Source organism: Petrimonas mucosa (assembly GCF_900095795.1).
Lineage (GTDB): Bacteria > Bacteroidota > Bacteroidia > Bacteroidales > Dysgonomonadaceae > Petrimonas > Petrimonas mucosa.
The window spans coordinates 1673357-1695961 of the sequence record NZ_LT608328.1 but is presented as its reverse complement, the minus strand read 5'-3'; the positions used below and the strand labels follow the sequence as shown (position 1 = coordinate 1695961).

At 47.9% G+C, this 22605-nt stretch carries 19 protein-coding genes, 1 tRNA gene and 1 pseudogene; 9 read left to right on the top strand and 12 right to left on the bottom strand.

Annotated elements, in window-relative coordinates; genetic code table 11:
* Window positions 1-129 precede the first annotated feature (129 nt).
* The 8 genes and pseudogenes from ING2E5A_RS06785 to ING2E5A_RS06750 all read right to left on the bottom strand — a co-directional run bounded on the left by ING2E5A_RS06785 (window position 130) and on the right by ING2E5A_RS06750 (window position 6915).
* The gene (locus ING2E5A_RS06785) at window positions 130-1170 is read right to left on the bottom strand and encodes a FecR family protein (RefSeq protein WP_161941962.1); all 1041 of its coding nucleotides are present in this window, start codon (window positions 1168-1170) and stop codon (window positions 130-132) included.
* A 327-nt stretch (window positions 1171-1497) separates the two neighbouring features.
* Window positions 1498-2052: an RNA polymerase sigma factor gene (locus ING2E5A_RS06780; RefSeq protein WP_071136765.1), complete on the bottom strand. Its 555-nt coding sequence runs from the start codon at window positions 2050-2052 to the stop codon at window positions 1498-1500.
* 137 nt (window positions 2053-2189) lie between these two features.
* The gene (locus tag ING2E5A_RS06775; protein ID WP_071136395.1) at window positions 2190-3239 is read right to left on the bottom strand and encodes an integrase core domain-containing protein; all 1050 of its coding nucleotides are present in this window, start codon (window positions 3237-3239) and stop codon (window positions 2190-2192) included.
* Window positions 3240-3244: 5 nt separating this feature from the next.
* Window positions 3245-3469: a hypothetical protein gene (locus tag ING2E5A_RS06770; RefSeq protein WP_154670030.1), complete on the bottom strand. Its 225-nt coding sequence runs from the start codon at window positions 3467-3469 to the stop codon at window positions 3245-3247.
* A 187-nt stretch (window positions 3470-3656) separates the two neighbouring features.
* Window positions 3657-4070: pseudogene (locus ING2E5A_RS06765) on the bottom strand (IS30 family transposase); the annotation flags it as partial.
* 386 nt (window positions 4071-4456) lie between these two features.
* Window positions 4457-4708, bottom strand: coding sequence for a GlsB/YeaQ/YmgE family stress response membrane protein (locus tag ING2E5A_RS06760; protein WP_071136763.1), 252 nt, complete (start codon window positions 4706-4708; stop codon window positions 4457-4459).
* Window positions 4709-4840: 132 nt separating this feature from the next.
* Window positions 4841-6343 (bottom strand): succinate CoA transferase, encoded by a 1503-nt coding sequence (locus ING2E5A_RS06755; protein WP_071136762.1) that lies wholly within the window; start codon window positions 6341-6343, stop codon window positions 4841-4843.
* 98 nt (window positions 6344-6441) lie between these two features.
* The gene (locus tag ING2E5A_RS06750; protein ID WP_071136761.1) at window positions 6442-6915 is read right to left on the bottom strand and encodes a hypothetical protein; all 474 of its coding nucleotides are present in this window, start codon (window positions 6913-6915) and stop codon (window positions 6442-6444) included.
* A gap of 251 nt (window positions 6916-7166) precedes the next feature.
* Between ING2E5A_RS06750 and miaB the strand changes: the two genes are divergently transcribed.
* The 4 genes from miaB to ING2E5A_RS06730 all read left to right on the top strand — a co-directional run bounded on the left by miaB (window position 7167) and on the right by ING2E5A_RS06730 (window position 9691).
* Entirely contained in the window at window positions 7167-8522 is a 1356-nt protein-coding gene (gene miaB / locus ING2E5A_RS06745) for a tRNA (N6-isopentenyl adenosine(37)-C2)-methylthiotransferase MiaB (protein WP_071136760.1), read from the top strand.
* Between the two features lie 122 nt (window positions 8523-8644).
* Window positions 8645-8887 (top strand): YtxH domain-containing protein, encoded by a 243-nt coding sequence (locus tag ING2E5A_RS06740; RefSeq protein WP_071136759.1) that lies wholly within the window; start codon window positions 8645-8647, stop codon window positions 8885-8887.
* Between the two features lie 43 nt (window positions 8888-8930).
* Window positions 8931-9311 carry a phage holin family protein gene (locus ING2E5A_RS06735; RefSeq protein ID WP_071136758.1) on the top strand — a complete coding sequence of 127 codons (381 nt, stop codon included), beginning with the start codon at window positions 8931-8933 and terminating at the stop codon, window positions 9309-9311.
* A complete protein-coding gene (locus ING2E5A_RS06730; protein WP_071136757.1) occupies window positions 9311-9691 on the top strand; it encodes a hypothetical protein in 381 nt (126 codons plus the stop codon). The genes ING2E5A_RS06735 and ING2E5A_RS06730 overlap by 1 nt, the downstream gene beginning before the upstream one ends.
* A gap of 16 nt (window positions 9692-9707) precedes the next feature.
* Here the strand turns inward: ING2E5A_RS06730 and ING2E5A_RS06725 are convergent, their stop codons facing one another.
* On the bottom strand, window positions 9708-11984 hold the full coding sequence (locus tag ING2E5A_RS06725; RefSeq protein ID WP_071136756.1) for a RelA/SpoT family protein: 2277 nt from the start codon (window positions 11982-11984) through the stop codon (window positions 9708-9710).
* 432 nt (window positions 11985-12416) lie between these two features.
* Here ING2E5A_RS06725 and ING2E5A_RS06720 point away from each other — a divergent pair, with 432 nt between their 5' ends.
* Together ING2E5A_RS06720 and pnuC are read left to right on the top strand one after the other, a co-directional pair.
* The gene (locus ING2E5A_RS06720) at window positions 12417-14669 is read left to right on the top strand and encodes a TonB-dependent receptor (RefSeq protein ID WP_071136755.1); all 2253 of its coding nucleotides are present in this window, start codon (window positions 12417-12419) and stop codon (window positions 14667-14669) included.
* 1 nt (window position 14670) lies between these two features.
* A complete protein-coding gene (pnuC, locus tag ING2E5A_RS06715) occupies window positions 14671-15237 on the top strand; it encodes a nicotinamide riboside transporter PnuC (protein ID WP_071136754.1) in 567 nt (188 codons plus the stop codon).
* A gap of 16 nt (window positions 15238-15253) precedes the next feature.
* Here the strand turns inward: pnuC and ING2E5A_RS15000 are convergent, their stop codons facing one another.
* Entirely contained in the window at window positions 15254-15418 is a 165-nt protein-coding gene (locus ING2E5A_RS15000) for a 2-oxo acid dehydrogenase subunit E2 (RefSeq protein ID WP_083373229.1), read from the bottom strand.
* A 265-nt stretch (window positions 15419-15683) separates the two neighbouring features.
* Window positions 15684-15757: transfer RNA gene (locus ING2E5A_RS06710), tRNA-Met, on the bottom strand.
* Window positions 15758-15999: 242 nt separating this feature from the next.
* Between ING2E5A_RS06710 and ING2E5A_RS06705 the strand changes: the two genes are divergently transcribed.
* From ING2E5A_RS06705 to ING2E5A_RS06695, 3 genes are all read left to right on the top strand, one after another.
* Complete coding sequence (locus tag ING2E5A_RS06705) at window positions 16000-18432, top strand: endonuclease MutS2 (protein ID WP_071136753.1); 2433 nt, start codon at window positions 16000-16002, stop codon at window positions 18430-18432.
* A 64-nt stretch (window positions 18433-18496) separates the two neighbouring features.
* Window positions 18497-19879, top strand: a complete 1383-nt coding sequence (locus tag ING2E5A_RS06700; protein ID WP_071136752.1) for an MFS transporter — start codon at window positions 18497-18499, stop codon at window positions 19877-19879.
* 105 nt (window positions 19880-19984) lie between these two features.
* Window positions 19985-21985 (top strand): glucosamine-6-phosphate deaminase, encoded by a 2001-nt coding sequence (locus ING2E5A_RS06695; RefSeq protein ID WP_071136751.1) that lies wholly within the window; start codon window positions 19985-19987, stop codon window positions 21983-21985.
* Between the two features lie 8 nt (window positions 21986-21993).
* Here the strand turns inward: ING2E5A_RS06695 and ING2E5A_RS06690 are convergent, their stop codons facing one another.
* Window positions 21994-22605 carry a response regulator gene (locus tag ING2E5A_RS06690; protein WP_045089132.1) on the bottom strand — a complete coding sequence of 204 codons (612 nt, stop codon included), beginning with the start codon at window positions 22603-22605 and terminating at the stop codon, window positions 21994-21996.

The following is a 22605-nucleotide window of genomic DNA, read 5'->3' as shown; positions in this document are numbered from 1 at the left end:
AATGATTAATAAACTAGTCAATTAGATTAGAGTTATTGAAACCGGACGACATTCGCACCATCGCCTGGCATTTTTCTCGACTTGTAATATGTAACCTGATTTGATCTATCTTTTCATACGCATAAAGATTTAATTGTTTGACTTTTTAAATATGTAAATCATGTTGTCGTCTCTTTTGTATTCGGTGTTTGAGATGACTGAAAGAGCGGTCATCACGTTATCGAGATTGGCAGAGAGTATGATCTTGCCGGTACAGGTCAGTCCACAGAACGAAACATTTTCATCCAGATTGAAAGAGAGGTTATAGTACCGTTCAATTTTCCTTAGAGCCTCGGTAACAGGGGTATCCTCAAACATCAGGTAGCCCTCTTTCCAGCTGATGTATGCATCAACATCAACCACACGTGTAGTAAATGTGCCAGTTGATCCGGAGTAGAGACCCTGTTCCCTGGGCGACAGGAGCAACTCCTCACCGTCCTTCAGATTCAGGCCAACTTTCCCTTCTACCAAAACCACCGAAGCGGAGGTCTCCCTGTATGCGGTCACGTTAAACCTCGTCCCATGGACCTTCACATCAAAATCGGCCGTGTGAACAACAAAAGATCTATCGGGGTCGGGCTCCACTTCAATATACATCTCTCCATGGAGGATCACTTCCCTTTTTTCACCGGAGAAGGTACATGGAAATTCAAGAACAGAACCTGAATTCAACCAGACGCGGGATCCATCGGAAAGGATGATTTTGGACCGTTTACCGTATGGCACAATCAGTTTATTCACCACATCCTGTTCAATGCTGATTTCGGCATCCTGGTTGTTTTCGCCCCTGACCCGTACCGTCTTCTCATTTTCAATCGTGAGGTCAACATTCCCCTGGAACGAGGAGGTCTGATTGCCTGCAACAAAAAGAATATCTTCCGATTCCAGCTTATTCCCCACAATGTAGTTGCCGCTCTCCGACAACATCTCTCCGGAAACCCGATTATAATAAAAGAGGGAAAGGATCAAAAGTGCAACAGATATCGCAGCAGCATAGGAGTAATGCCGAAGTCTCCGCTTGCGACCATAAGCGCTGAGAGACTGCTCCAGCTGTTTGATGGGTTCACTTCTCTTTTCTGGTAACACTCTATGTGAGGATATCCGGATGCTGCTGAATTTTTTTTCAGCCATTTGAAAATTTTCCCGCTCTTCAGGATATCGATCCAAAAAGTTACTCCAATAGGTATCCAACTCTTCTGATGGAAATAACTTCCATTCAATAAAAGCTTCGTCCTGGAGAAATTTTGTAAAACCGGCTTGTTTGAAATGATTCTGTTTCATGATGGTCGGAAAGGTGACTTTTTCACCCTCCTCTATATAATAGAGACGAAAGATGAGTTAAATCATCACCATATATTTAAAAAAATATATATGTTAACATATGCATCAACCTGACTGATGCAACTTCCAAGGCGCTCTTCTTGTCAAGAGAGAGCAGGGGCAAAAAAGAGAAAAGGGTTAGTGAACCATCAAAAAGATGGTAAAAGTGGCCAAAGAGGCTACACGAAGTTTGGCGATCGATCTGCTCACGAGATTGCGTGATCCTGCAACCGACATGCACATGATCTCCGAGATCTCCTCATAACTGCACCCCTGAAGATAACGCAGGTAGATCACTTCACGCTGACGAGGGGTAAGCCGGCTCAGCACATTTTCCACCTTTTCCCGAATCTTCTCTGCCTCCTCCTTATCGATCAACTCATCCTCGACGGTGACATTCAATTGAAAGGGCAGGTCAACACCCTCATGTTCTCCCATAAGGTGAAGGGACAAACATTCACGTTTCGTTCGGTGAAGGTCTACCAACCTGTTTCTCAGCGATCTGAACAGGTAAAACTTAAGGTTATCTATCTCTTTCAGGGAAGAGTGCTGCGTACACAACTTGTAGAATAGATCATGAATGGCATCCATCGCGGTGTGATCGTCAAAACCCAGGTGAAGAGCGTATGCGTAGAGAGTGTCCAAGTACTCGTTGTATGTAGATGCAATATCTGAAAACTTGATTGCAGGCATATTCCATTTAAGGATTTAATGATCGGACAAATTAACAATAAAGGCAAATGTATTAGCCCGTAATAACCGAGCACATTAATTGTATTTAATCTTTTTTATTACTTTTGTATCGGACAAGCTGATCCGATGGTGATATATTATACCGAAGGATTTATAGAAGGGGTGTTACTGTAAGTAATTGCCCCTTTTACCATTGCCTGAAGAGCTATTTCATTTCTTCGTGGCATTGAGCCACTTGAAATGAGGACAAGCTGAACCTCAGGATCCTTATTGCCCGATGGTATATCATCTTTTACTTTTCGCTGGCTTTCAGCGTACTTTTCCCTGTATTCTACAGGTGAACAGTATTCCAGTCTATGAAGTATCCAATCCGTGTTGTAGTCATTAATAAATTGATCAATACTGTTATAAGCTTCCTCAAAGGAAGAAAATGTTTCTGTTTGCAGCACCTGTTCTTCCAGGGTGCGGTGAAACCGCTCTATTATCCCGTTGCACTCTGGTGACCGTACAAACGCTTTGGACATCTCCAATCCCAGGAATTTCATTTCATTCATAAAATCAGCAGAGTCATACTGCGAGCCATGGTCGCTTCTTAATTGCAACTTCATTCCTTTACATACATCCTTACCTACCGAACCGAAAGTCTTTCGTACAGCGGCCCTAACAGGCTTAATGGCAGCAAAACGGTTGCCTTTCTTTGCAATATGCCACGATATAATCTCATCGTTAAAGTGATCGATCACACCAAAGAACCAATGCCAGCCTGACCCTTCAATCCAGAACTTCTTCCCGTCAGTGGCCCACATTACATTGGGTGCATCCGTGATTATAGTGCCATCATGTTCGCGCTTATTCCTCTTCCCTGGCCTTCTGTAGGGGCTCAGCAGGTTGTGTTCCCGCATGATGCGGTTCACACATGCCTTGCCGGCTACCAGAGCGTTTATCTTCCTTTTACCCATGCGCTTCTTCACTTTCAGATAACCTTCAGCGTTGAATGTACTTTTCATAATTTCAGTTTTAATCTCTTGTAAAACTTCTTCATCGCTATGCTTGGGTTTTCTGCCCCGTTTCCCTGTTTTGGGGGTAGGGTTTTCATACCAGGTGCTGCTGCTGTAGCCAACAACCTTGAATATCAAACGCTTCGGGTATGGCTTCCCGGTTAATGGATAATGCTCCTCTATCAGCATGGAGATTATTTCCTTCTTAGTTTTGCTGCCAATTCGTTCTTTTTTTTTGTGAGTTCAAGCTCCATCTGCAGTTGCCCGATCTTACGCTCGGCTGCACTCAGCTTCGAATCGTCGGGGTTACGCTTGAACCCGTCGGTACCACTCTCGATAAATTGATCCCGCCAAAGGTTGATATCAGCCAGAGTAACTCCGTATTCACGGCTAAGCAACTCAGGATCTTCTCCACGCAACAAGGATAAAACTATTTCAGCCTTGATTTTCGATGTAAAAATTCTTCCTCTTTTCCATAGCAGTTGTAAAAATAACTTTTATTTTTTACTGCTCGGTTTTTTTGAGGGCTAATATAACAATAAAGGCAAACAATAACAAAATTTTTTGAAAATTATTTTCCAAGCAGAGTCAAGCAGCAAGTGCAATTTACATTAATTGTTTGTAAAACTCAACTTTGGGTGTGTTAAAGTCCAATTTTTTCCTCGGTCTTTCATTCAGCCTGTGCTGTATCCGCTTCAATCTGTCGGGTGGATAGTTCTTGAAGGACGCCCCCTTGGGGATGTATTGCCGGATGAGCTTGTTCGCGTTTTCGATCGATCCTTTTTGCCATGCCGAATAGGGGTCGGTGAAGTACACCGGGGCTTCCAGCATCTCCGTGATCCGTTCGTGCGCCGCGAACTCCAAGCCGTTGTCCGTGGTGATCGTCCTTATCACGTCCTTGTAGGGTAGCAACATGCGGCACAGCACCTTGGCCAACCCTTTCGAGTCCCTTCCGCGGGGCAGTTCCCCGATCATCACGAGGTTCGTCTTCCTTTCCGTCACCGTCAGTATCGCCTCCGATGTTCTGAAGTTAACTGTTTGTATTTTTTCATAAGCAACATAATAGTTAATTTTAGGGAGACTTCGGTCTCCTTTTTCTTTTATGTTGCTGTCCGACTCTCTTCGGGGGCTTGCGCGCCCCCGGCCGTTAGGCAAACCCCCCCGGTGTTTTTCATGATTGTTGTGAAGAATCATTTCAAAAAACAACACGTGGATGTTGCACTTCTAAGTTGAACTTAGGCCAATGCATGCCTGAATCGGAGACGATCTTGTCCCCAGAATGTGGTTGCTAAATTCAGCCAGGCAGCTATCAAGGCCAGATACTGTTCCGGCTGAAAGGGATGGGCGTCGAAATAAAGAAGGGGTGACTATTCTCGTCACCCCTTACAATTATAGACTACTAAAAATCATCTCTTTTTCAACAGGGCATACAGCCACAGTATGATCAATGATCCCCCAACGGCTAACAGCAAGGTTCTGAAACTGAACCCATCAACTGTTCCCAGGCCCAGCAGGGAGCCAATCCAGCCGCCAACAACACCACCGGCAATGCCTATCAGAATGGTTACGATCCAGCCACCAGGGTCTGTTCCGGGGCGAATAGCTTTTGCTATCAATCCTGCTATCAGGCCTAATACGATCCAAGATAAAATTCCCATAAATTAAAATTTTAGTCAGTTAATGAACAGAGCACTGTATTATAACAGAATCTTTTGGAATTTTGTTCGGATCGTATTTCACCATTCTCTTCCCGACCGGTTATTTCCGGAAAGGGGAGAATGGCGTGAAGATCACTTCTTATATTTTGAGAAATCTGCATTAAGCATGCTGCCGGTTTCCAGAAATGCTTTGTGGAAATCGTAGCAGGCATACAGATTTTGCGGCGTGTGACCCTTTTTGGAGAGATTGAGGTAATCGCGCAACAACGGACGATAGTCGGGATGTGCACAATTTTCGATTATCTCCTCGGCACGGGCATAGGTTCCCTTACCGCGCAGGTCGGCAACCCCATACTCCGACACGATCACTTTCACCGAGTGCTCGCTGTGGTCCTCGTGTGCCACCTTCGGCACGATAGCACTGATCATTCCGTTTTTCGCGGTGGACGGCGTTACAAAGATCGAGATGTAGGCGCTGCGTGTAAAATCTCCCGAGCCACCGATACCGTTCATCATCATATTGCCCATCACGTGGGTGGAGTTGACATTTCCGAAGATGTCGGCTTCGAGAGCCGTATTGATGCCAATTACTCCCAAACGACGGACCAAACCGGGATTGTTCGAAATTTCAGAGGGACGGAGCACAAGCTTGTTCTTGAAAAAGTCCAGATCGCGGTAGAAACGGTCCATCGCTTCGTTGCTCAGGGTGAGTGAGCAACCGCTGGCAAAAGAGATATGCCCTTTCTGCATCATGTCGAGCACGGCATCCTGAATCACTTCGGTATAGACTTCAAAGCGGGGGATATCCTTGTTCTGCGCCATGGATGCGAGCACTGCATTGGCAATGTTGCCCACACCCGACTGGATAGGCAGGAAAGTAGGCGGAATGTTCCCCTTCTTCAGTTCGGAAACGAAAAAGTTAGCTACGTTCTCCCCTATCTTGGCGGTAATCTCGTCAACCGGAGCGAAACCGCTACCTTCGTTCTCTTCACTGGTCCTTACCACATATATTTTCGACGGATCAACCTTTACATACTCCAGCCCGATGCGGTTCTGTACCTCGAAGATGTTAATATGACGCCGTTTGGGAGGATCCTGCAGTTCATAGAGATCGTGAACGCCCCGCATTTTTGCGGGAACCTTGTCGTTCAGCTCCACAATAACTTTCTTGGCCAACCGGCAGATGGTGGGCATGATACCTACACCGCTGGTGGGTACGATCTCGCCCGATTCGGTAACTTCGCAGGCTTCCACCACGGCCACATCCACACCGCCCAGGAACCCGTAACGGATCTCCTGTGCCACTTGAGAGAGGTGCATGTCGAAATATTGGATCGGATCATGCTCAACAGCATTGATGGCGTTGCGCATATCCTTGTTGGTCTGGTATGGCGTACGGAACTTCACCGCATTGGCACGGGCCAGGCTACCATCGATGGAATCACCCGTAGAAGCGCCTGTAAACATACCAATCTTAAAAGGATTGCCTTTGGCGTGCTCCTCTTCGGCACGCTTGGCAATTTCTACCGGGACCACCTTGGGACACCCGGCATGAGTAAAGCCGCTAAAACCCACATTGTCGTTGTGGTTGACAAGGGCAGCAGCCTCTTTAGCTGTTACATAGGTAAGACTCATAAATTTTGTTTGATTTTATAATATAATGATTCTTTGCTTGCAGAAGTTGGAGTACTACAAGGAGTTGCCTGCATGAGAAAGCGATGATCTCTCTCTCCTCAGCAATATTTTCTTTCCAGTAGTTCACTGTAGATAACCGCCTTGCGAATTTCTGACACTCCCTCACCACCTCTCAGTTGCTCCAGTACGGGATGAACCTTTTCTACCGGTTTCAGCTCCTCACGATCGCTGAATAGTTGCGACATGAATGCAGACTCCTTTAATGAGGAGGCGCCCTCAAAATCGGTTACCAGTTCCATCGAGGATTGAAAAACCGGGCGACTGCCCTCTGATGAAGCAATTGTAGGTTTTACGGGTTGTTTTCTACTAACGGCCTTTGGTGTTGGGGGTGGAACCGGCTCCCTTTGTGGTCTTTGAAAAATTTCCCGAACCAATTCGCGAAAATCTTCCTCAGAATTTACAGGTTGAGTACTTTTGCTCACCTTCTTCTGCTTCTTTCCAGAATCTTTAAAAATTCCAAAAACTAAGAAGGCTAACATGAGTATTAAATAAATAATGTCGCCAAATTCCATAAATTGATTAATTTTGCAGTTCGACAAAAGTAATCAATTTTCACGAATTAAGGAAAGGTTATTCAAAAAATCAGGGGCGACTTCACAGCCACCCCTAATTGTTTAACCAAAACCTTAACTATGAAAAAATTTTATTTTTTCGTTGGTGGCAAAAGTAAAACAAGAATTTATATTTTACAAATTTTTTCGTGTAAAATATACAAAAAATTATAATTTCCTGGCGACAGGCCATAATTACAGCTGAACAAGAAATGAATAGAACAACAAACGATAATCAGAAAGATAAAAAGTTATTCATCGAAACATACGGTTGCCAGATGAACGTGGCAGACTCCGAAGTGGTCGCGGCCATCATGGAGATGGACGGATACACCATTACCGATGACGACCGGGCTGCCGATGCCATCTTCGTGAACACCTGTTCCATCCGCGAAAACGCAGAACAAAGGGTAATACAACGGCTTGACTACTTCAACTCGTTGAAGAAGAAAAAGAAAGGTGGGGTTGTTATCGGTGTGCTGGGTTGCATGGCCGAACGTGTAAAGGAGGAGTTGATCGACAACCATCATGCCGACCTGGTAATCGGACCTGATGCCTACCTCGATCTGCCCAACCTGATGGGGGCTGCTGAGCGTGGTGAAAAGGCGATCAACGTAGTACTCTCCAAAACCGAGACCTACAAAGATGTTATTCCACTGAAGATGAACGGAGTGAATATCTCCGGTTTTGTTTCGATAACACGCGGATGCGACAAGTTCTGCCACTACTGTATCGTCCCGTTCACACGCGGAAGGGAACGGAGCAGGGAACCGGAAAGCATCCTCAATGAGATTCGTGATCTCAAGGCGAAGGGTTACCGTGAAGCCACCCTGTTGGGACAAAATGTGAACTCCTACAAATTCATAGATGGCGAACAGGTTATCGATTTTGCAGATCTGCTGGCAATGGTTGCCGAGGAGGCACCCCAAATGCGCATCCGGTTTACCACATCACATCCCTGGGATATGAACGACAAAACGTTGGAGACGATTGCGCGATACAAAAACCTCTGTAACTATATCCACCTGCCGGTACAGTCGGGAAGTTCGCGCATGCTGAAGCTGATGAACCGGAGATACGACAGGCAGTGGTACCTGGAACGGATTGCCGCTATCAGGCGTATTATTTCCGATTGCGGAATATCGACCGACATCATGTGCGGTTTCCACAGTGAGACCGAAGAAGACCATCAGGAGACACTTTCACTGATGCGCGAGGTTGGCTTCGACTCGGCCTTCATGTTTAAATACTCCGAACGCCCGGGTACGTATGCCTCAAGGAAAATGGAGGACAATGTTCCTGAAGAGGTTAAGAGCCGCCGTCTGCAGGAGATCATCGACCTTCAGCTTGAGTTGTCGCAAAAGAGCAACGAACAGGATGTGGGTAAAGTATTTGAGGTTCTGGTGGAAGGCTTTTCAAAACGCTCCCGCGAACAGCTTTTTGGAAGAAATGAACAGAACAAGGTGATTGTTTTCGACAAACAGAGGCACCGGATAGGTGAATTCGTGAAGGTAAAGGTGACAGGCTTCACTGCAGCCACACTTTTCGGTGAACCTGTAGCGGAGTGATTATCCAACTTTCTCGGGCGGAGCTAAACATTTTCAAAAAAAAAACGTTTTACTAAAACAGGTCGACGACTTTGAAACAATATATCAAAAGAGGGACTATAAACATCTAAAAAAGAAACATTATGAAATCAGAAGCAAAATTATTACTCGGATTAGGAATCGGTATTGCTCTCGGAGCAGCTGTCGGCTATATTATGGGAAGCGACAGGCGGGAAGAGTGGCTCGACCAGGCCAATGCATTTGCCGATAAAGTACGTGCCAATGTAAAATCAGCTATTTATAAAGGAAAAAGCGAAGTTAGCGATTTGAAGGAAGATATTGACGACATTGCAGAGATTGCAAAAAAGGAACTGGCCAAACACTGAAACGCCAGAGAATAAACTATCACTATCCTAAAAGCAAACTTCGATGGAGGACAAAACGGTTACCGGCTTATTTGAGGAGATGAAAAGCGATGTTACGAGTTACGTGACCAACACGATTGAGATCGTAAAACTCGAGGCTTTCGAAAAGTTGAGCAAGGGAGCAGCATCAACTGCCATTACTCTTTTTCTGGCCGGCTTCACTTTTCTGATATTGTCTTTGGCGCTTCTCACTCTCGGATTTTATCTGGCTGACGTTTTTGAAAGTAACTGGAAAGGCTTTGGCATTGTTACTTTAGGTGCCATCGTCTTTACGTTGGTATTGTTGCTGATAAAAAAGCCGCTGAAGAACTCAATTATCAATTCTGTAATCAGGTTTCTGGTACGTAAGGAAGACGAAGAGGTTAAATTCACAACAAAAAACTGATGAAAAGTAATAAGCTTACTCCGCTCGACGAACTCCATCTGGAAAAGAAAAGATTGCGCGAAGAACGTGCAATATCGGGGCAACGACTGTCGTACCAGTTACAGTATCTGGCTGATAACTGGGGATCGATGCTTACCAAAGGCGTAACGGGCAGCCTCAAGAATAAGCTGGCCGAAACGATGGAAAACCTCTCATACGGTTCCCACTCTTCCGTTCAACCCTTCAAGACAAAAAGGCCCGGAAACCCGTTTTTGAACCTGGCACTCGCCAACCTGCCCTTGATCACGGGAATTGCCTGGAGAATTACAAAACCGGCCATTTTCGCCCTTGCAGCCAGAAAGATCACCGGCAGGATTTTTGGAGGGAAGAGACGAAGATAGAAAGAGACATATTTTTTTAAATCAAGGCTCTGTGGACGGTGGTTACGCCGTCCACTTTTGCTATCTTTGAAATCAACACATTCACATCTTCCACACTGTGAACATGGACATTGAATACCCCTTCGAAAATACCATCCTTTGAGGTGACATTCACACTTTTTATATTCACTACGATCTCCTCCGCCAACTTTGACAATATGGTATTCAGGATACCTATGCGGTCGATACCCGAAAAAACAATCGACGAAAGGAATGAGTATTGCTTGTAATCGCCCCATTCCGTTGCAACAATTCTTTCACCGAAGCGCGATTTCAGTTTGATACCTGTCTCGCAGGAGCGTTTGTGCACCTCCACCTCATTCTTGTCGGTGATAAAGCCGAAAACTTCGTCACCGGGCAAGGGATTACAGCAAGAGGCAACAATGAAGTTTTTCTTGAAGTTTACTTCCTTTAACTTATATACCGCCTTCCGATCTATCTCTCCCGGTTTAACCTGACTGACGGCAACTTCTGCATCAGCACCCTTGTTTTCCTCGGATGTCTTCTTGAATCCGCTCATTGCCTGCTTCATATACCTGACAAACAGGTTGTCTTGCTTAGGTTCGACCGACTCCCGCTGTTTAAGCAGTTTATCCATTGAATCGGGGAGTTTCAGTTCTCCGCTTCCCAAACCATAGTGCAGATCTTCCCTCTTTTCTACTTTATAGTAGTTCAGGGTTTTGTTGTAGAGGGTATTGTCCAGCTGCTCGGGGCTACCGACAAACTCTTCCAGCATCTTCTGGCCGCTCTCGCATATCCTGCGTCTCTGTCTGCGCAGGGCTGCCTCGATCTTTGTCCGGGCCTTGGCGGTAGTGACATAATTGAGCCATTCACGCTGCGGTTGTTGCGATTCGGAGGTGAGGATCTCCACCTGGTCGCCGCTCTTCAACTTTTCACTGAGCGGAACCAGCGTATGGTTCACCTTTGCCCCCAGGCAGTGGTCGCCCACCCTTGTATGGATGGTGTAGGCAAAATCTAGTGCTGTAGCTCCCAAGGGGAGTGTTTTAATCTCTCCTTTCGGTGTAAAGACAAAAATCTCCGAGGCAAAGAGGTTCATTTTTACGGTATCCAGAAAATCGATGGCGTTGGGATTGGGATTGGCCAATACCTCCTGTATGGTTTTCAGCCACTTGTCCAGTTCATTATCCTCTTCAATCCGGTTCTCCTTGTACTTCCAGTGGGCGGCAAACCCCTTTTCAGCAATGTCATCCATCCTCCTGCTGCGGATCTGGATTTCGATCCACTTTCCGTCAGGTCCCATCACCGTCAAGTGAAGTGCCTGATAACCGTTCGCCTTGGGATGGCTTACCCAGTCGCGAATCCTGTCGGGACGCAGTTTGTAGATATCGGTGATGGCCGAATAGATGTCCCAGCACTGTTTTTTCTCGTCCATGCCGGGATAGGTCTCAAAGATGATCCGTACCGCAAAGAGATCGTACACCTCACTGAAATCGATCCCCTTGGCCTGCATCTTCTTCCAGATGGAATAGAGCGATTTCACCCGGGCACGCATCTCATACTCGATGTTCATCTTGTCGAGCGCCTTGATCACCGGTTCGGCGAAGCTCCCGTAGATCTGGTCCCGCTCGCGGGCAGTCTCCTCCACCTTTTGCGAGAGTTCGGCGTAGACTTCCGGATGTTCATACTTGAAACAGAGCTCTTCCAGTTCGGTCTTGATGGCAAAGAGTCCCAGGCGGTGTGCAAGGGGGGCATAAATATATAACGTTTCGCCCGTTATCTTGAACTGTTTGGCTGGCGTCATCGACGACAATGTCCGCATGTTGTGAAGCCGGTCGGCAATCTTTATCAGGATTACCCGGATATCTTCCGACATTGTCAACAGGAGCTTACGGAAATTCTCCGCCTGCGCCGAGACATTCTCGCCAAACATGCCGTGTGAAATCTTGGTCAGCCCGTCGACAATATGCGCGATCTTTTCACCAAAAATCACCTGGATATCCTCCACCGTGTATTCAGTGTCCTCCACCACATCGTGGAGCAAAGCAGCAGAAATGGAAGTGGATCCCAGCCCCATCTCCCGCGAAACAATCCGGGCCACAGCCAACGGATGCATGATATATGGTTCTCCCGAACGACGGCGTGCTCCTTTGTGGGCTTCCTTCGCCATGTTAAAGGCTTTGGTAATCACTTCCACTTTACGCCGGTGGTTCGAGTTTAAATAATCGTTAATGAGAGCCTGAAACTCATTTTCAATCATCTGCTCTTCAGCTGCAAGTTTATCTTCTTCGCTCATAGATCTTCTCGAATCAAACCGCAACAGTACGGTGAAACTGGTAACGAAATTACAAATAAAACAGCTATCAACGTCAACTGCATCAAAAATTTTACAGCAGCAATGTTAAAAAATGCTGTTTATATTGTCCGGTGAACAAAAATAGAGTAACTTTGTTCTCTAAAGACAGGGGTGCCACATAACAACGGGCTGAGATCATACCCAAATACCTGATCCGGGTAATGCCGGCGTAGGGAAGTAAAAAGATCACAACAACATACAGTCAGATTCAGCGGCTAGTAGCACGGCATTCGCCATACGTGCAGTCGAACAGTAATTGTTGCTTCGTGATTTTGTTTTAGGTAAGTCTTTCAAAATCCCCTTTTTTAATTTACTGAACCGACGTGTAAAACAGTTTACGGCTGTTTCAGCGTCATAAGAACTTTATTGTAAATGAAAAAGGCAGTTTTACTTGCAGGGCTGCTGGCCCTGAACCTTTCATTGTTTGCCGATGCAAACGAACCGACCGACAGTCTGAAGATCATTCATCTTGAGGAGGTGGTCGTCTCCTCCACCAGGGCGGGGAAAGCGACACCAATGGCCTACAGCAACATCTCCCGTTCAGAAATCCGGAAAGAGAATGCCGCACGAAACATACCGGCTATCCTGCAGAGTATTCCATCGCTGGTCTTTTTCAGCGAGGATGGACTGGGTGTCGGCAATAGCTCCATGCGCATACGGGGAACTGATGCTACCCGAATCAACGTCACGCTAAACGGAATGCCTTTGAACAATCCCGAAAGCCAGGAGGTCTACTGGGTGAACCTGCCCGATCTGGCATCCTCCCTCCAGAGCATCCAGGTGCAACGGGGCGTTGGAACCTCAACCAACGGTGCTGCCGCATTCGGGGCAAGCATCTCACTAAAAAGCATGGGAGCCCAGCCAGAACCGTACGGTGAGGCATCCACGGCAGTGGGAAGTTACCAGACCTTCTCCTCTACCATTGCTGCCGGAAGCGGTATGATGAAAAACGGACTTTCGATTGATGCCCGCTATTCGCGAAACACGGGCAAAGGATATATCCGCAACGGCTTTGTCGACCACAACAACCTCTATGTGGCACTCTCCCACTACAGCCACAATCAGCTGATCAGGCTGGGCTATATCAACGGGCGGCAAAGAACCGGCATCACCTGGGAAGGTATCTCGCCCGAAGATCTCGAAAAGGAGGGAAGAAGATACAACCCGGCAGGCAAGTATCTCGACGAGGCGGATAATGTCCACTATTACGACAATGAAACCGACAACTATTTCTCGCATATCCTGCAGCTGCTATTTTCACGAAATATCAGCAACCATCTGTCGCTGAATGCCAACCTGAGTTACAACAACGGGTTTGGCTATTATGAAAATTACCGTTCAGATCCATATGGCGGCTTCAAGCGGGGCGACAAGTTCTCCAGTTACGGGCTGCCCGATCAGACGGTAAACGGAATAACCTACTCACGTTCACCGATGATCCGTCAGAAACTGATGCGCAACGATTTTTACGTGGGCAACATGGCCCTCACCTACACCGCCAACAGGCTTACCTGGACCCTGGGAGGGATGTATAGCTACTACGATGGCGATCACTACGGCAAGCTGCCCTGGATAAAATTCAACCAGAATATCCCCGACAATTACGAATGGTACCGGAATGTTGGCCAAAAAAGTGAATTCAACCTGTTTACGAAAGTTGAGTACTGGCTCAGCGAAAGAATCACGGCTTTCGGCGACCTCCAGTACAGGCATATCGATTACGACCTGAACGGAATAGATGACGACCTGGAAGAGCTCAACGGCCAATTTAACTACTCCTTTTTAAATCCCAAGGCGGGGATCTCCTACCGGGCCGACAAACAGAACACGCTCTACGCATCAGTGGCGGTGGGGCAACGGGAACCGCTCCGGGCCGACCTGAAGGATGGCATAAAAGGGGGAGCCATAAACCCCATCAAGCCGGAGCGCATGGTAGATTATGAGATCGGCTACCGGTTCTCCAGCGACAATGGAGCCAGCCTGGGAGCAAACCTCTACTACATGGATTACAACAATCAGATGGTACAGACCGGGCGACTCAACGATGTGGGCTACAAGCTGATGGAAAATGTAAAGGAGAGTTACCGAACAGGTGTGGAACTGGAGACTTCGGTGCCGTTGGCCGGCGAGAAGGTTCGCGTAGATGCAAACATCACCCTGAGCCGGAACAGGATCAGCAACTATACCGCCTATTACGACCTGTACGATACAGCTGAGAACTATGAATGGGTGGGACAGACCACCCGGTCGATAAAAAGCACCACCATTTCGTTCTCGCCCGACGTGACTGGAATGGGCAGTGTCACCTATCAACCCTTGCCGGCGTTGTATATCAACCTGCTAGGAAGATATACAGGCAAACAGTACCTCGACAATACGTCGGACGAGTCAAAGGCCATCGACGGCTACTTTGTTAGTAATCTATCGGCCGGATACACATTTGGTAAAACGGCTGTCGGCAAGATTACCCTGCAGCTGTTCGTCAACAACCTCTTCAACAAGGAGTATATTGCCAACGGATGGGCAGCCACCGATGCGTTTCAGGATGGGAGCCTCCATCACTGGATCGGCTATTATCCACAGGCTACCCGGAATTATATGGCACGGCTAACGATCAATTTTTAAAATGGAAGCCCTGGAACTCTTTGGAGCCGTAATCGGACTCATCTATCTCTATCTCGAATACAAGGCCAACCGCTGGCTCTGGCTATTCGGCGTCATTATGCCGGTAGTCTATATTGTCATATTCTACCAGGCCAAGTTTTACGCCGACATGTGTATAAACATCTACTACTTTTTTGCAAGCATCTGGGGATGGATGGTCTGGACAACACGGAAAAAACAGGGGGGGGAGAGAAAGATTACCCATACTCCCCTCCGGTTGGCCTTGCCCCTGACCCTGGCTGGAACAGCAATCTTTGCACTGATCGCCTTTATCCTGGTCAATTATACAGACAGCCCGGTCCCCTACGGAGACTCATTTACTACAGCCTTAAGCATAATCGCCATGTGGATGCTGGCCTATAAATATATCGAGCAGTGGTGGTTATGGTTTCTGGTCAACATTGTCTCCTGCGGGCTTTACTTCTGGAAGGAGCTCGATTACACGGGAGGGCTCTTTGCCGTCTACTCCATTATCTCCATTTTCGGATATTTCAAATGGAGAGGGTTGATGAAAGTTGGAACGGCATAGCCGAACGGCTCATTCTTTACAGATTCAAACCACTCTCAATGTTCCTTGTGAGCTCGCTCAGGAACCTGGCCATAGGAGCACCGTCAATCACGTCGTGATCCAAAAGGAGCGACATGTTCAAGATCTCCCGGGCCTCTATCTTATCGTCTATGACAACCGGCTTCTTCACTATCGAACTCAACCCGAAACATCAAGCTCAATCAGACCGGTCACATGATGTTTTCTTTTGCCGATCTCGCAAATATCAATCGTTGCAATCCGGGACCTGGGAAAGCTCTTTGTTTTGTATCTCGCCATGACGGATGGTTGAGAAAGTTGGATTATTTATCTTGCTTCAAGGGAGTAAGCCCGATATCCACCCACGTGGGGTCCTGGCAAAAGTGTTATGTTTACCCATAATAGAAAAGGCACCTACAATTTTGTTTGTAAGTGCCTTATTTTCAGGGTAGCGAGACCGGGGCATGATCCCGGGACCTCATGATTATGAATCATGCGCTCTAACCAACTGAGCTATCTCGCCAACATGTCAAAGGGGAATTGAGTCCCGATTTCGAGGTGCAAAAGTAGCTCAAATATTTTAATTTTGCAACCCCAAAACGATAAAACCGTAAAAAAATCTCTTTTATTCTCTTCAATCTCCATAACAAATTCCGGCAGAGCGGCAAAAATCTGATTTCTCCCCGACAGGATAGTAGAGATATCGGCTAAAAAGCGTAATTTTGCACCAAATCTGAAATCGCAAAACCAATTTCAAGGCAAACAGTGATTTATCCCGATAATTTCGAACAAAAAATAGAGTTTTTCAAAATAAGGCAGTTGGTGGCAAACCACTGTCTCAGTCCACTGGGAAGAGAGAAGGTAGAGAAGATGCAATTCTCCTCCTCTTTCGAAGAGATCGATCTCCAGCTGTCACAAACCGATGAGTTTGTACATATCCTGCAGGAAGAGGAGAACTTTCCCGCCGACAACTTTTATGATGTACGTCCCGTTCTCCACCGCATACGCGTTGCAGGATCGTGGATGGACCAGAACGCATTGTCGGAACTCCACAAATCACTCCAGACGATCTCTTCCATCGTAACTTTCTTCAAGCGTGGAGAGGAGGAGACAAAGCGTTATCCTCACCTGACATCGCTGGCAAAGGATGTGTTCGTTTCGCCCGAGATAAACCGGAGGGCCGAACGGATCATCGATGAGTTCGGCCAGATCAGGGATCATGCTTCCCCACAACTGAGTACCATCCGCCGGGAGATCACCTCAACGCTGAACGGTATCTCGCGAAGCCTCAATTCGATATTGCGCAAGGCTCAAGCCGAAGGTTTTGTGGACAAGGACATCACTCCCAGCATGCGTGACGGCAGGTTGGTTATTCCTGTCAATCCCGCTTTCAAGAGAAAGATCAGGGGGATCGTCCACGACGAGTCGGCATCGGGAAGAACCGTCTATATTGAACCCTCGGAGGTGGTTGAAGCCAACAACCGTATTCGGGAGCTGGAAAGTGAAGAGCGCCGCGAAATCATCCGGATCCTTACCGAGTTTACCGAATACATCCGGCCACTTCTACCCGATCTGCTACGCTCCTACGATTTCCTGGCCCAGATCGATTTCATCCGTGCCAAAGCCAGGTTTGCCCTCCAGATAAATGGATTGAAACCCAATTTCGAGGATAGACTCGTTATCGATTGGGTTGAGGCGGTTCATCCGCTGCTGTTTCTGGCACTGCAAAAACAGAACCGCAAGGTGGTTCCGCTGGACATAACCCTGGAGGGGAACAACCGGATCCTGGTGATATCGGGACCCAATGCCGGGGGAAAATCGGTCTGCCTGAAAACCGTCGGCCTCCTGCAATACATGGTTCAATGTGGTTTGCTGGTTCCCTTACGTGAAAACTCCCGGATGGGACTCTTCAACGACATCTTTATCGATATCGGCGATGAGCAGTCGATCGAAAACGACCTCTCCACCTACAGCTCTCATCTTCAGAACATGAAGTTCTTTCTGAAGAACTGCACTCACCGCTCCTTGCTGCTTATCGACGAGTTTGGCAGCGGCACCGAGCCGCAGATCGGTGCCGCCCTTGCCGAATCGTTGCTCGACAGGTTCAACCGGAAGAACGCCTTTGGTGTCATCACCACCCACTACCAGAACCTGAAACATTTTGCCAACGAGAACGAGGGGGTCATCAACGGCGCCATGCTGTACGACCGGCACGAAATGCAACCCCTGTTCCAGCTCTCCATCGGAAACCCGGGGAGCTCCTTTGCCGTTGAGATTGCCCGGAAGATCGGACTGCCCGACGACGTGATTGCCCAAGCTTCAGAAATTGTGGGTAGCGACTATATCAACATGGACAAATACCTGCAGGATATTTCACGCGACCGGCGATACTGGGAGCGTAAACGTGAGGAGGTGAGGCGCGAGCGCAACCGGCTTAACGAGATCTCGGAAAAGTATCAATCGGAACTGGAGGAGATCGACCGGAAAAGGAAGGAGATATTGGCCCAGGCGAAATTGCAAGCCGAACAGTTGATAGCGGAAAGCAATGCAAAGATTGAAAGCACCATCCGCCAGATCAGGGAGGCTCAGGCCGACAAGGAGAGAACCAAGCTGGTCCGCAAGTCGCTCACCGAATTCAAGGAGAGCATAACCGATCTCTCCGAAGCGCATCATGACCTGAAACCGTTGCAAAAGAAGAGCAGACAAAAGCCAGTCACCCCACACCAGCCGGCCACTCCAAAGAGGGCGATTGCAGTAGGCGATACTGTCCGGATGAAGGGACAGACAGTCGCCGGGGAGGTCCTGGAGATACAGGGGAAAAGGGCCACGGTAGCTTTCGGAGTGATAAAGTCGACGGTCGACCTGGAAAAACTGGAGAGAGCAAAAGGGAGTCAGCAGGCCAGGGAGCAAAAGTCGTCCAACACCCGCGACCTGCTGCACGAACGCAAACTCTCATTCCGGCAGGATATCGACGTGCGCGGCATGCGCGGTGACGAAGCATTGCAGGCTGTAATGTACTTTATCGACGATGCTATCCAGTTGAATGTTTCACGGGTGCGCATCCTTCACGGTACAGGTACCGGTGCATTGCGGCAAATCATCCGGGACTACTTGAAAACCGTGCAGGGTGTCTCCCACTTCCAGGATGAGCATGTCCAATTTGGCGGCGCGGGCATCACGGTAGTTGATTTGGATTAAAATTGTAATATCTTTGCGCAAAAAAATTACTTTTGAGCATAAATAATCGGAAAACAAAAGCATCATGATAAAATTTTCAAAGCCTTTCTGGGTAGCCAACTTCGTAGAACTCCTCGAACGTCTGGCTTTCTACGCAGTATTTATTGTAATCACCCTCTACCTCTCCAATGTCTGGGGTTTCACCGACGTGCAGGCCGGTATCATTTCCGGTATCTATTCAGCCCTCCTCTATCTGCTTCCTACCTTTACCGGTGCCATTGCCGACAAGATGGGATTCCGCAACTCCATCATCCTGGCTTTCGCCCTGCTAACTATCGGGTACGGAGGACTGGGCCTGATCCCCACGATCCTGCAGAGTGCAGGTCTGGTGAATTACAGCATGACCACTACTTATACTGGATTGATCGGCAGCATTTACCAATGGTCGATAATCCCGATTCTTGTCTTTATAGTGATTGGCGGAGCCTTCATAAAAGCGGTGATATCTGGAACCGTAGCCCGCGAAACCACCACCGAGACCCGTGCCCGCGGATATGCCATATTCTACATGATGGTGAATATCGGAGCGTTCCTCGGTAAAACTGTTGTCGACCCGCTACGTAAAAGCATGGGAGATGAAGGTCTGGTCTACCTCAACTTCTTTTCCGCCACCATGACTTTCCTGGCCCTGATCGCCGTTTTCTTCTTCTACAGATCGGCCCACACCGAAGGGCAGGGGAAAAGGATGCAGGAGCTGTTGCTTTCGTTGGGAAAAGTGCTCACAAACGGGAGACTGATGATCCTGTTGCTGATCATCAGCGGCTTCTGGATGATCCAGAGCCAGATGTACTCCACCATGCCTAAATATGTCATCCGACTGGTGGGTGATGGCGCCACGCCAGGGTGGTACGCCAATGTGAATCCGCTGGTGGTATTTATCTGTGTCAACTTTATCACTTCGCTGATGAAGAAGAGGAGTGCCATCACCTCCATGATGATCGGGATGTTCATCATCCCGATCTCGGCCTTGGTCATGTCGTTCGGCAATCACATCGGTGAAGCGTACATCCTCAATTTGCATCCCGTGGCATTCATGATGATTATTGGAATCGCCATGCAGGCACTGGCCGAATGTTTCATCTCGCCCCGTTATCTGGAGTACTTCTCGCTGCAGGCACCTAAAGGGGAGGAGGGGCTCTATCTGGGCTTCAGCCATCTCCATTCCTTCTTCTCATACCTGTTTGCCTTCGGAATTTCAGGTTTCCTGCTGGAAAAATATTGTCCCGACCCGCGCCTATTTACCGACTCAGAGGGTCTACTCGACCAGGCTGCCTATACTGCGGCAACTGCTCATGCACACTACATCTGGTATGTTTTCGTGGGAATCGGAGCTGTATCGGCAATCGCCCTGCTGATCTACTCCAACGTGGTCAAATATTTGGACAGGAAGAGAGAACTGGGCAGTTGATAAATTTATTTTATTATTTATTGATCAATATTTATTAAATATTTTTCAATAATAACTCAAATATGGCTATTTTTGTACGAGAAACATTTTTTTAAAAATCATGTCATGCGATTAGATTTAAGCTCTTACATCACACTTGATCGAATACCTCAAAGGTATTACAGGCCTGAAAACGATTTTGAAGAATATACGCTCAGCCGCTTCGAAAAGATTCCGGTTCACATCTATGAAAAGTCGGATCGTGCAGCAAGAAAAATTGCAGCCAATATTGCGAAGCTGATGCTAAAACATCAGAAAGAGGGTAAGAAGTTTATCCTTGGCGTATCGGGTGGATCTTCTCCCATCCAGGTGTATGAGGAACTGATCAGGATGCACAAGGAGGAGGGTGTCAGTTTCAGTAATCTGGTCGTATTCAATATCTACGAGTTCTATCCGGTTACCGAACCCGCCCTGACCAATCTGCAGTTCATCAAGGATAGCTTCCTGAATCACATCGATATTGATCCCGACAACATCTACTCGATTGATGCCGATATCGAGAAGGATCTTATCGCTGAAAAATGTGAGGAGTATGAAGAGGCGCTGCATCAATTGGGAGGGTTGGACTACCTGCTGCTGGGACTGGGCAGCAAGGGAAATATCGGCTTTAACATGCCGGGGAGCAACCTTCACTCACAGACGCGCCTTGTGGTGCTCGACGGAGATTCACGCCGCGATATTGCATCCAGCTATGAATCGCTGGACAAGGTGCCTGTCAGTGCCATCACCATGGGTATAGCCGACATGATGCGTGCAAAACGGATCACACTAATTGCATGGGGCGAACAGAAGGCCGAAAGCATCAAGCAGATGGTAGAAGGAAGCGTCACTGAATCGGCTCCCGCATCGGTACTGCAGACACATCCCGATGCAGATGTCTATATCGACCTGGCAGCCGCAAGCAACCTGACGCGCATCAGCCAACCCTGGCTCGTCACCAACTGTGAATGGACCAGCAAGCTTATCCGCAGGGCAATCGTCTGGTTGTGCGGCATTGTGAACAAGCCTATACTGAAACTGACCAACAAGGACTACAACGATTACGGACTGAGCGAGCTCATTACCCTTTACGGTTCAGCATATAATGTCAATATCAAGATTTTCAACGACCTACAGCACACCATCACCGGATGGCCAGGCGGGAAACCAAATGCCGACGACTCCAACCGTCCCGAAAGGGCAAAACCCTATCCCAAGCGTGTAATCATCTTCAGCCCCCACCCCGACGACGACGTGATCTCCATGGGTGGCACCTTCCAACGCCTGGTGAACCAGGGACACGATGTGCATGTAGCCTATCAGACTTCAGGTAATATTGCCGTGGGCGACGAGGAGGTGATCCGTTACCTGTCGGTATTCAAACACCTCATCAGGGAGTACGACCCTGACAACAAGGCCGCCCTGGATAAATTATCCAGCATACTGCATCACCTTTTCCATGAAAAGGGTTCGGACGATGTGGATATTCCTGAAGTTCGATTCCTGAAGGGACGGATCCGCAGGGAAGAGGCCCGTTCGGCCGACAGATATGTGGGGCTGCCTCACAGCCATGTCCACTTCCTCGACCTGCCGTTCTACGAAACCGGAAAGGTGAAGAAAGATCCCATCTCGGAGAAGGATGTGGTGATTGTCAAGAACTTCATTGAAAGCATCAAACCCCACCAGATATACGTTGCTGGCGACCTCGCCGATCCGCACGGGACCCACAAAGTGTGTCTCGATGCCATCCTGGCCGCAATAGACCTGATGAAAGATGACGACTGGTTCAAGGATTGCCGTATCTGGATGTACCGTGGTGCCTGGATGGAATGGGAAATCGACCACATCGAAATGGCTGTACCGATCTCTCCCGAAGAGCTTCGTCAAAAGAGAAACGCCATCCTGCGTCACCAGTCACAAATGGAGAGCGCACCTTTCCTCGGTGATGATGAGCGGTTATTCTGGCAACGTTCCGAAGAGCGCAACCGGGCCACGGCCAACATGTACGACAAACTGGGACTGGCTTCATACGAAGCGATTGAGGCATTTGTAGAATACAAGCCATTACGCAACAACATCGAAGGGTAACGGGACAGTCACACCAGTTTCCGCTCCAGCGCTACACGTACCAGAACCGCCGTATTGCGGGCGTTGAGCTTGCACAGGAGCTTCTTGCGGTAATTGTTGATGGTTTCCACGGAGAGAAACATCTTTTCCGCAATCTCGGGATTGGTATATCCATCCACGATAAGTCTCAGTAGTGCTCTCTCACGCGGGGTCAGCCAGATCTGCTCAAGGGATCTTTTGCTCATCAGGCAGTCGATCTCCTCGCACAAGAAGGTCTTGTCGTCTGCAACGGTCTGGATACCCAACAGGATCTCTTCGGGCATGGCATTTTTAATGACATAGCCCGAAGCTCCGTTTTCAAGCATCTGCCTCACAATGGTGTATTCGGAATAACTGGTAAGTGCCACTATCTTCACCCCCGGGAATCTGTTTTTTATCGTTTTGCAGAGTTCAATGCCACTACAATCGGGCAGATTGATATCGAGCAGGAGCACCTGAGGCTGGTTAAATCCCAGTTTCCAGAGGCATTCAGCTCCGGTATAACTCAGATCAACAGTAGTGGCAAAGCCGGAACTGTCGATCAGTTTTTTCAATCCTTCCACCAGGATCTTGTGGTCATCAACGATATGAACGGTTATCAT

Coding starts and splice junctions, on each gene's coding strand:
- ING2E5A_RS06755 (WP_071136762.1), bottom strand. CDS start 6,343: ATGAGTCTTACCTATGTAACAGCTAAAGAGGCTGCTGCCCTTGTCAAC.
- ING2E5A_RS06695 (WP_071136751.1), top strand. CDS start 19,985: ATGCGATTAGATTTAAGCTCTTACATCACACTTGATCGAATACCTCAA.
- ING2E5A_RS06700 (WP_071136752.1), top strand. CDS start 18,497: ATGATAAAATTTTCAAAGCCTTTCTGGGTAGCCAACTTCGTAGAACTC.
- ING2E5A_RS06725 (WP_071136756.1), bottom strand. CDS start 11,984: ATGAGCGAAGAAGATAAACTTGCAGCTGAAGAGCAGATGATTGAAAAT.
- ING2E5A_RS06785 (WP_161941962.1), bottom strand. CDS start 1,170: ATGGCTGAAAAAAAATTCAGCAGCATCCGGATATCCTCACATAGAGTG.
- ING2E5A_RS06760 (WP_071136763.1), bottom strand. CDS start 4,708: ATGGGAATTTTATCTTGGATCGTATTAGGCCTGATAGCAGGATTGATA.
- ING2E5A_RS06750 (WP_071136761.1), bottom strand. CDS start 6,915: ATGGAATTTGGCGACATTATTTATTTAATACTCATGTTAGCCTTCTTA.
- miaB (WP_071136760.1), top strand. CDS start 7,167: ATGAATAGAACAACAAACGATAATCAGAAAGATAAAAAGTTATTCATC.
- ING2E5A_RS06735 (WP_071136758.1), top strand. CDS start 8,931: ATGGAGGACAAAACGGTTACCGGCTTATTTGAGGAGATGAAAAGCGAT.
- ING2E5A_RS06730 (WP_071136757.1), top strand. CDS start 9,311: ATGAAAAGTAATAAGCTTACTCCGCTCGACGAACTCCATCTGGAAAAG.
- ING2E5A_RS06780 (WP_071136765.1), bottom strand. CDS start 2,052: ATGCCTGCAATCAAGTTTTCAGATATTGCATCTACATACAACGAGTAC.
- pnuC (WP_071136754.1), top strand. CDS start 14,671: ATGGAAGCCCTGGAACTCTTTGGAGCCGTAATCGGACTCATCTATCTC.
- ING2E5A_RS06775 (WP_071136395.1), bottom strand. CDS start 3,239: ATGCTGATAGAGGAGCATTATCCATTAACCGGGAAGCCATACCCGAAG.
- ING2E5A_RS06690 (WP_045089132.1), bottom strand. CDS start 22,605: ATGATAACCGTTCATATCGTTGATGACCACAAGATCCTGGTGGAAGGA.
- ING2E5A_RS06720 (WP_071136755.1), top strand. CDS start 12,417: ATGAAAAAGGCAGTTTTACTTGCAGGGCTGCTGGCCCTGAACCTTTCA.
- ING2E5A_RS06740 (WP_071136759.1), top strand. CDS start 8,645: ATGAAATCAGAAGCAAAATTATTACTCGGATTAGGAATCGGTATTGCT.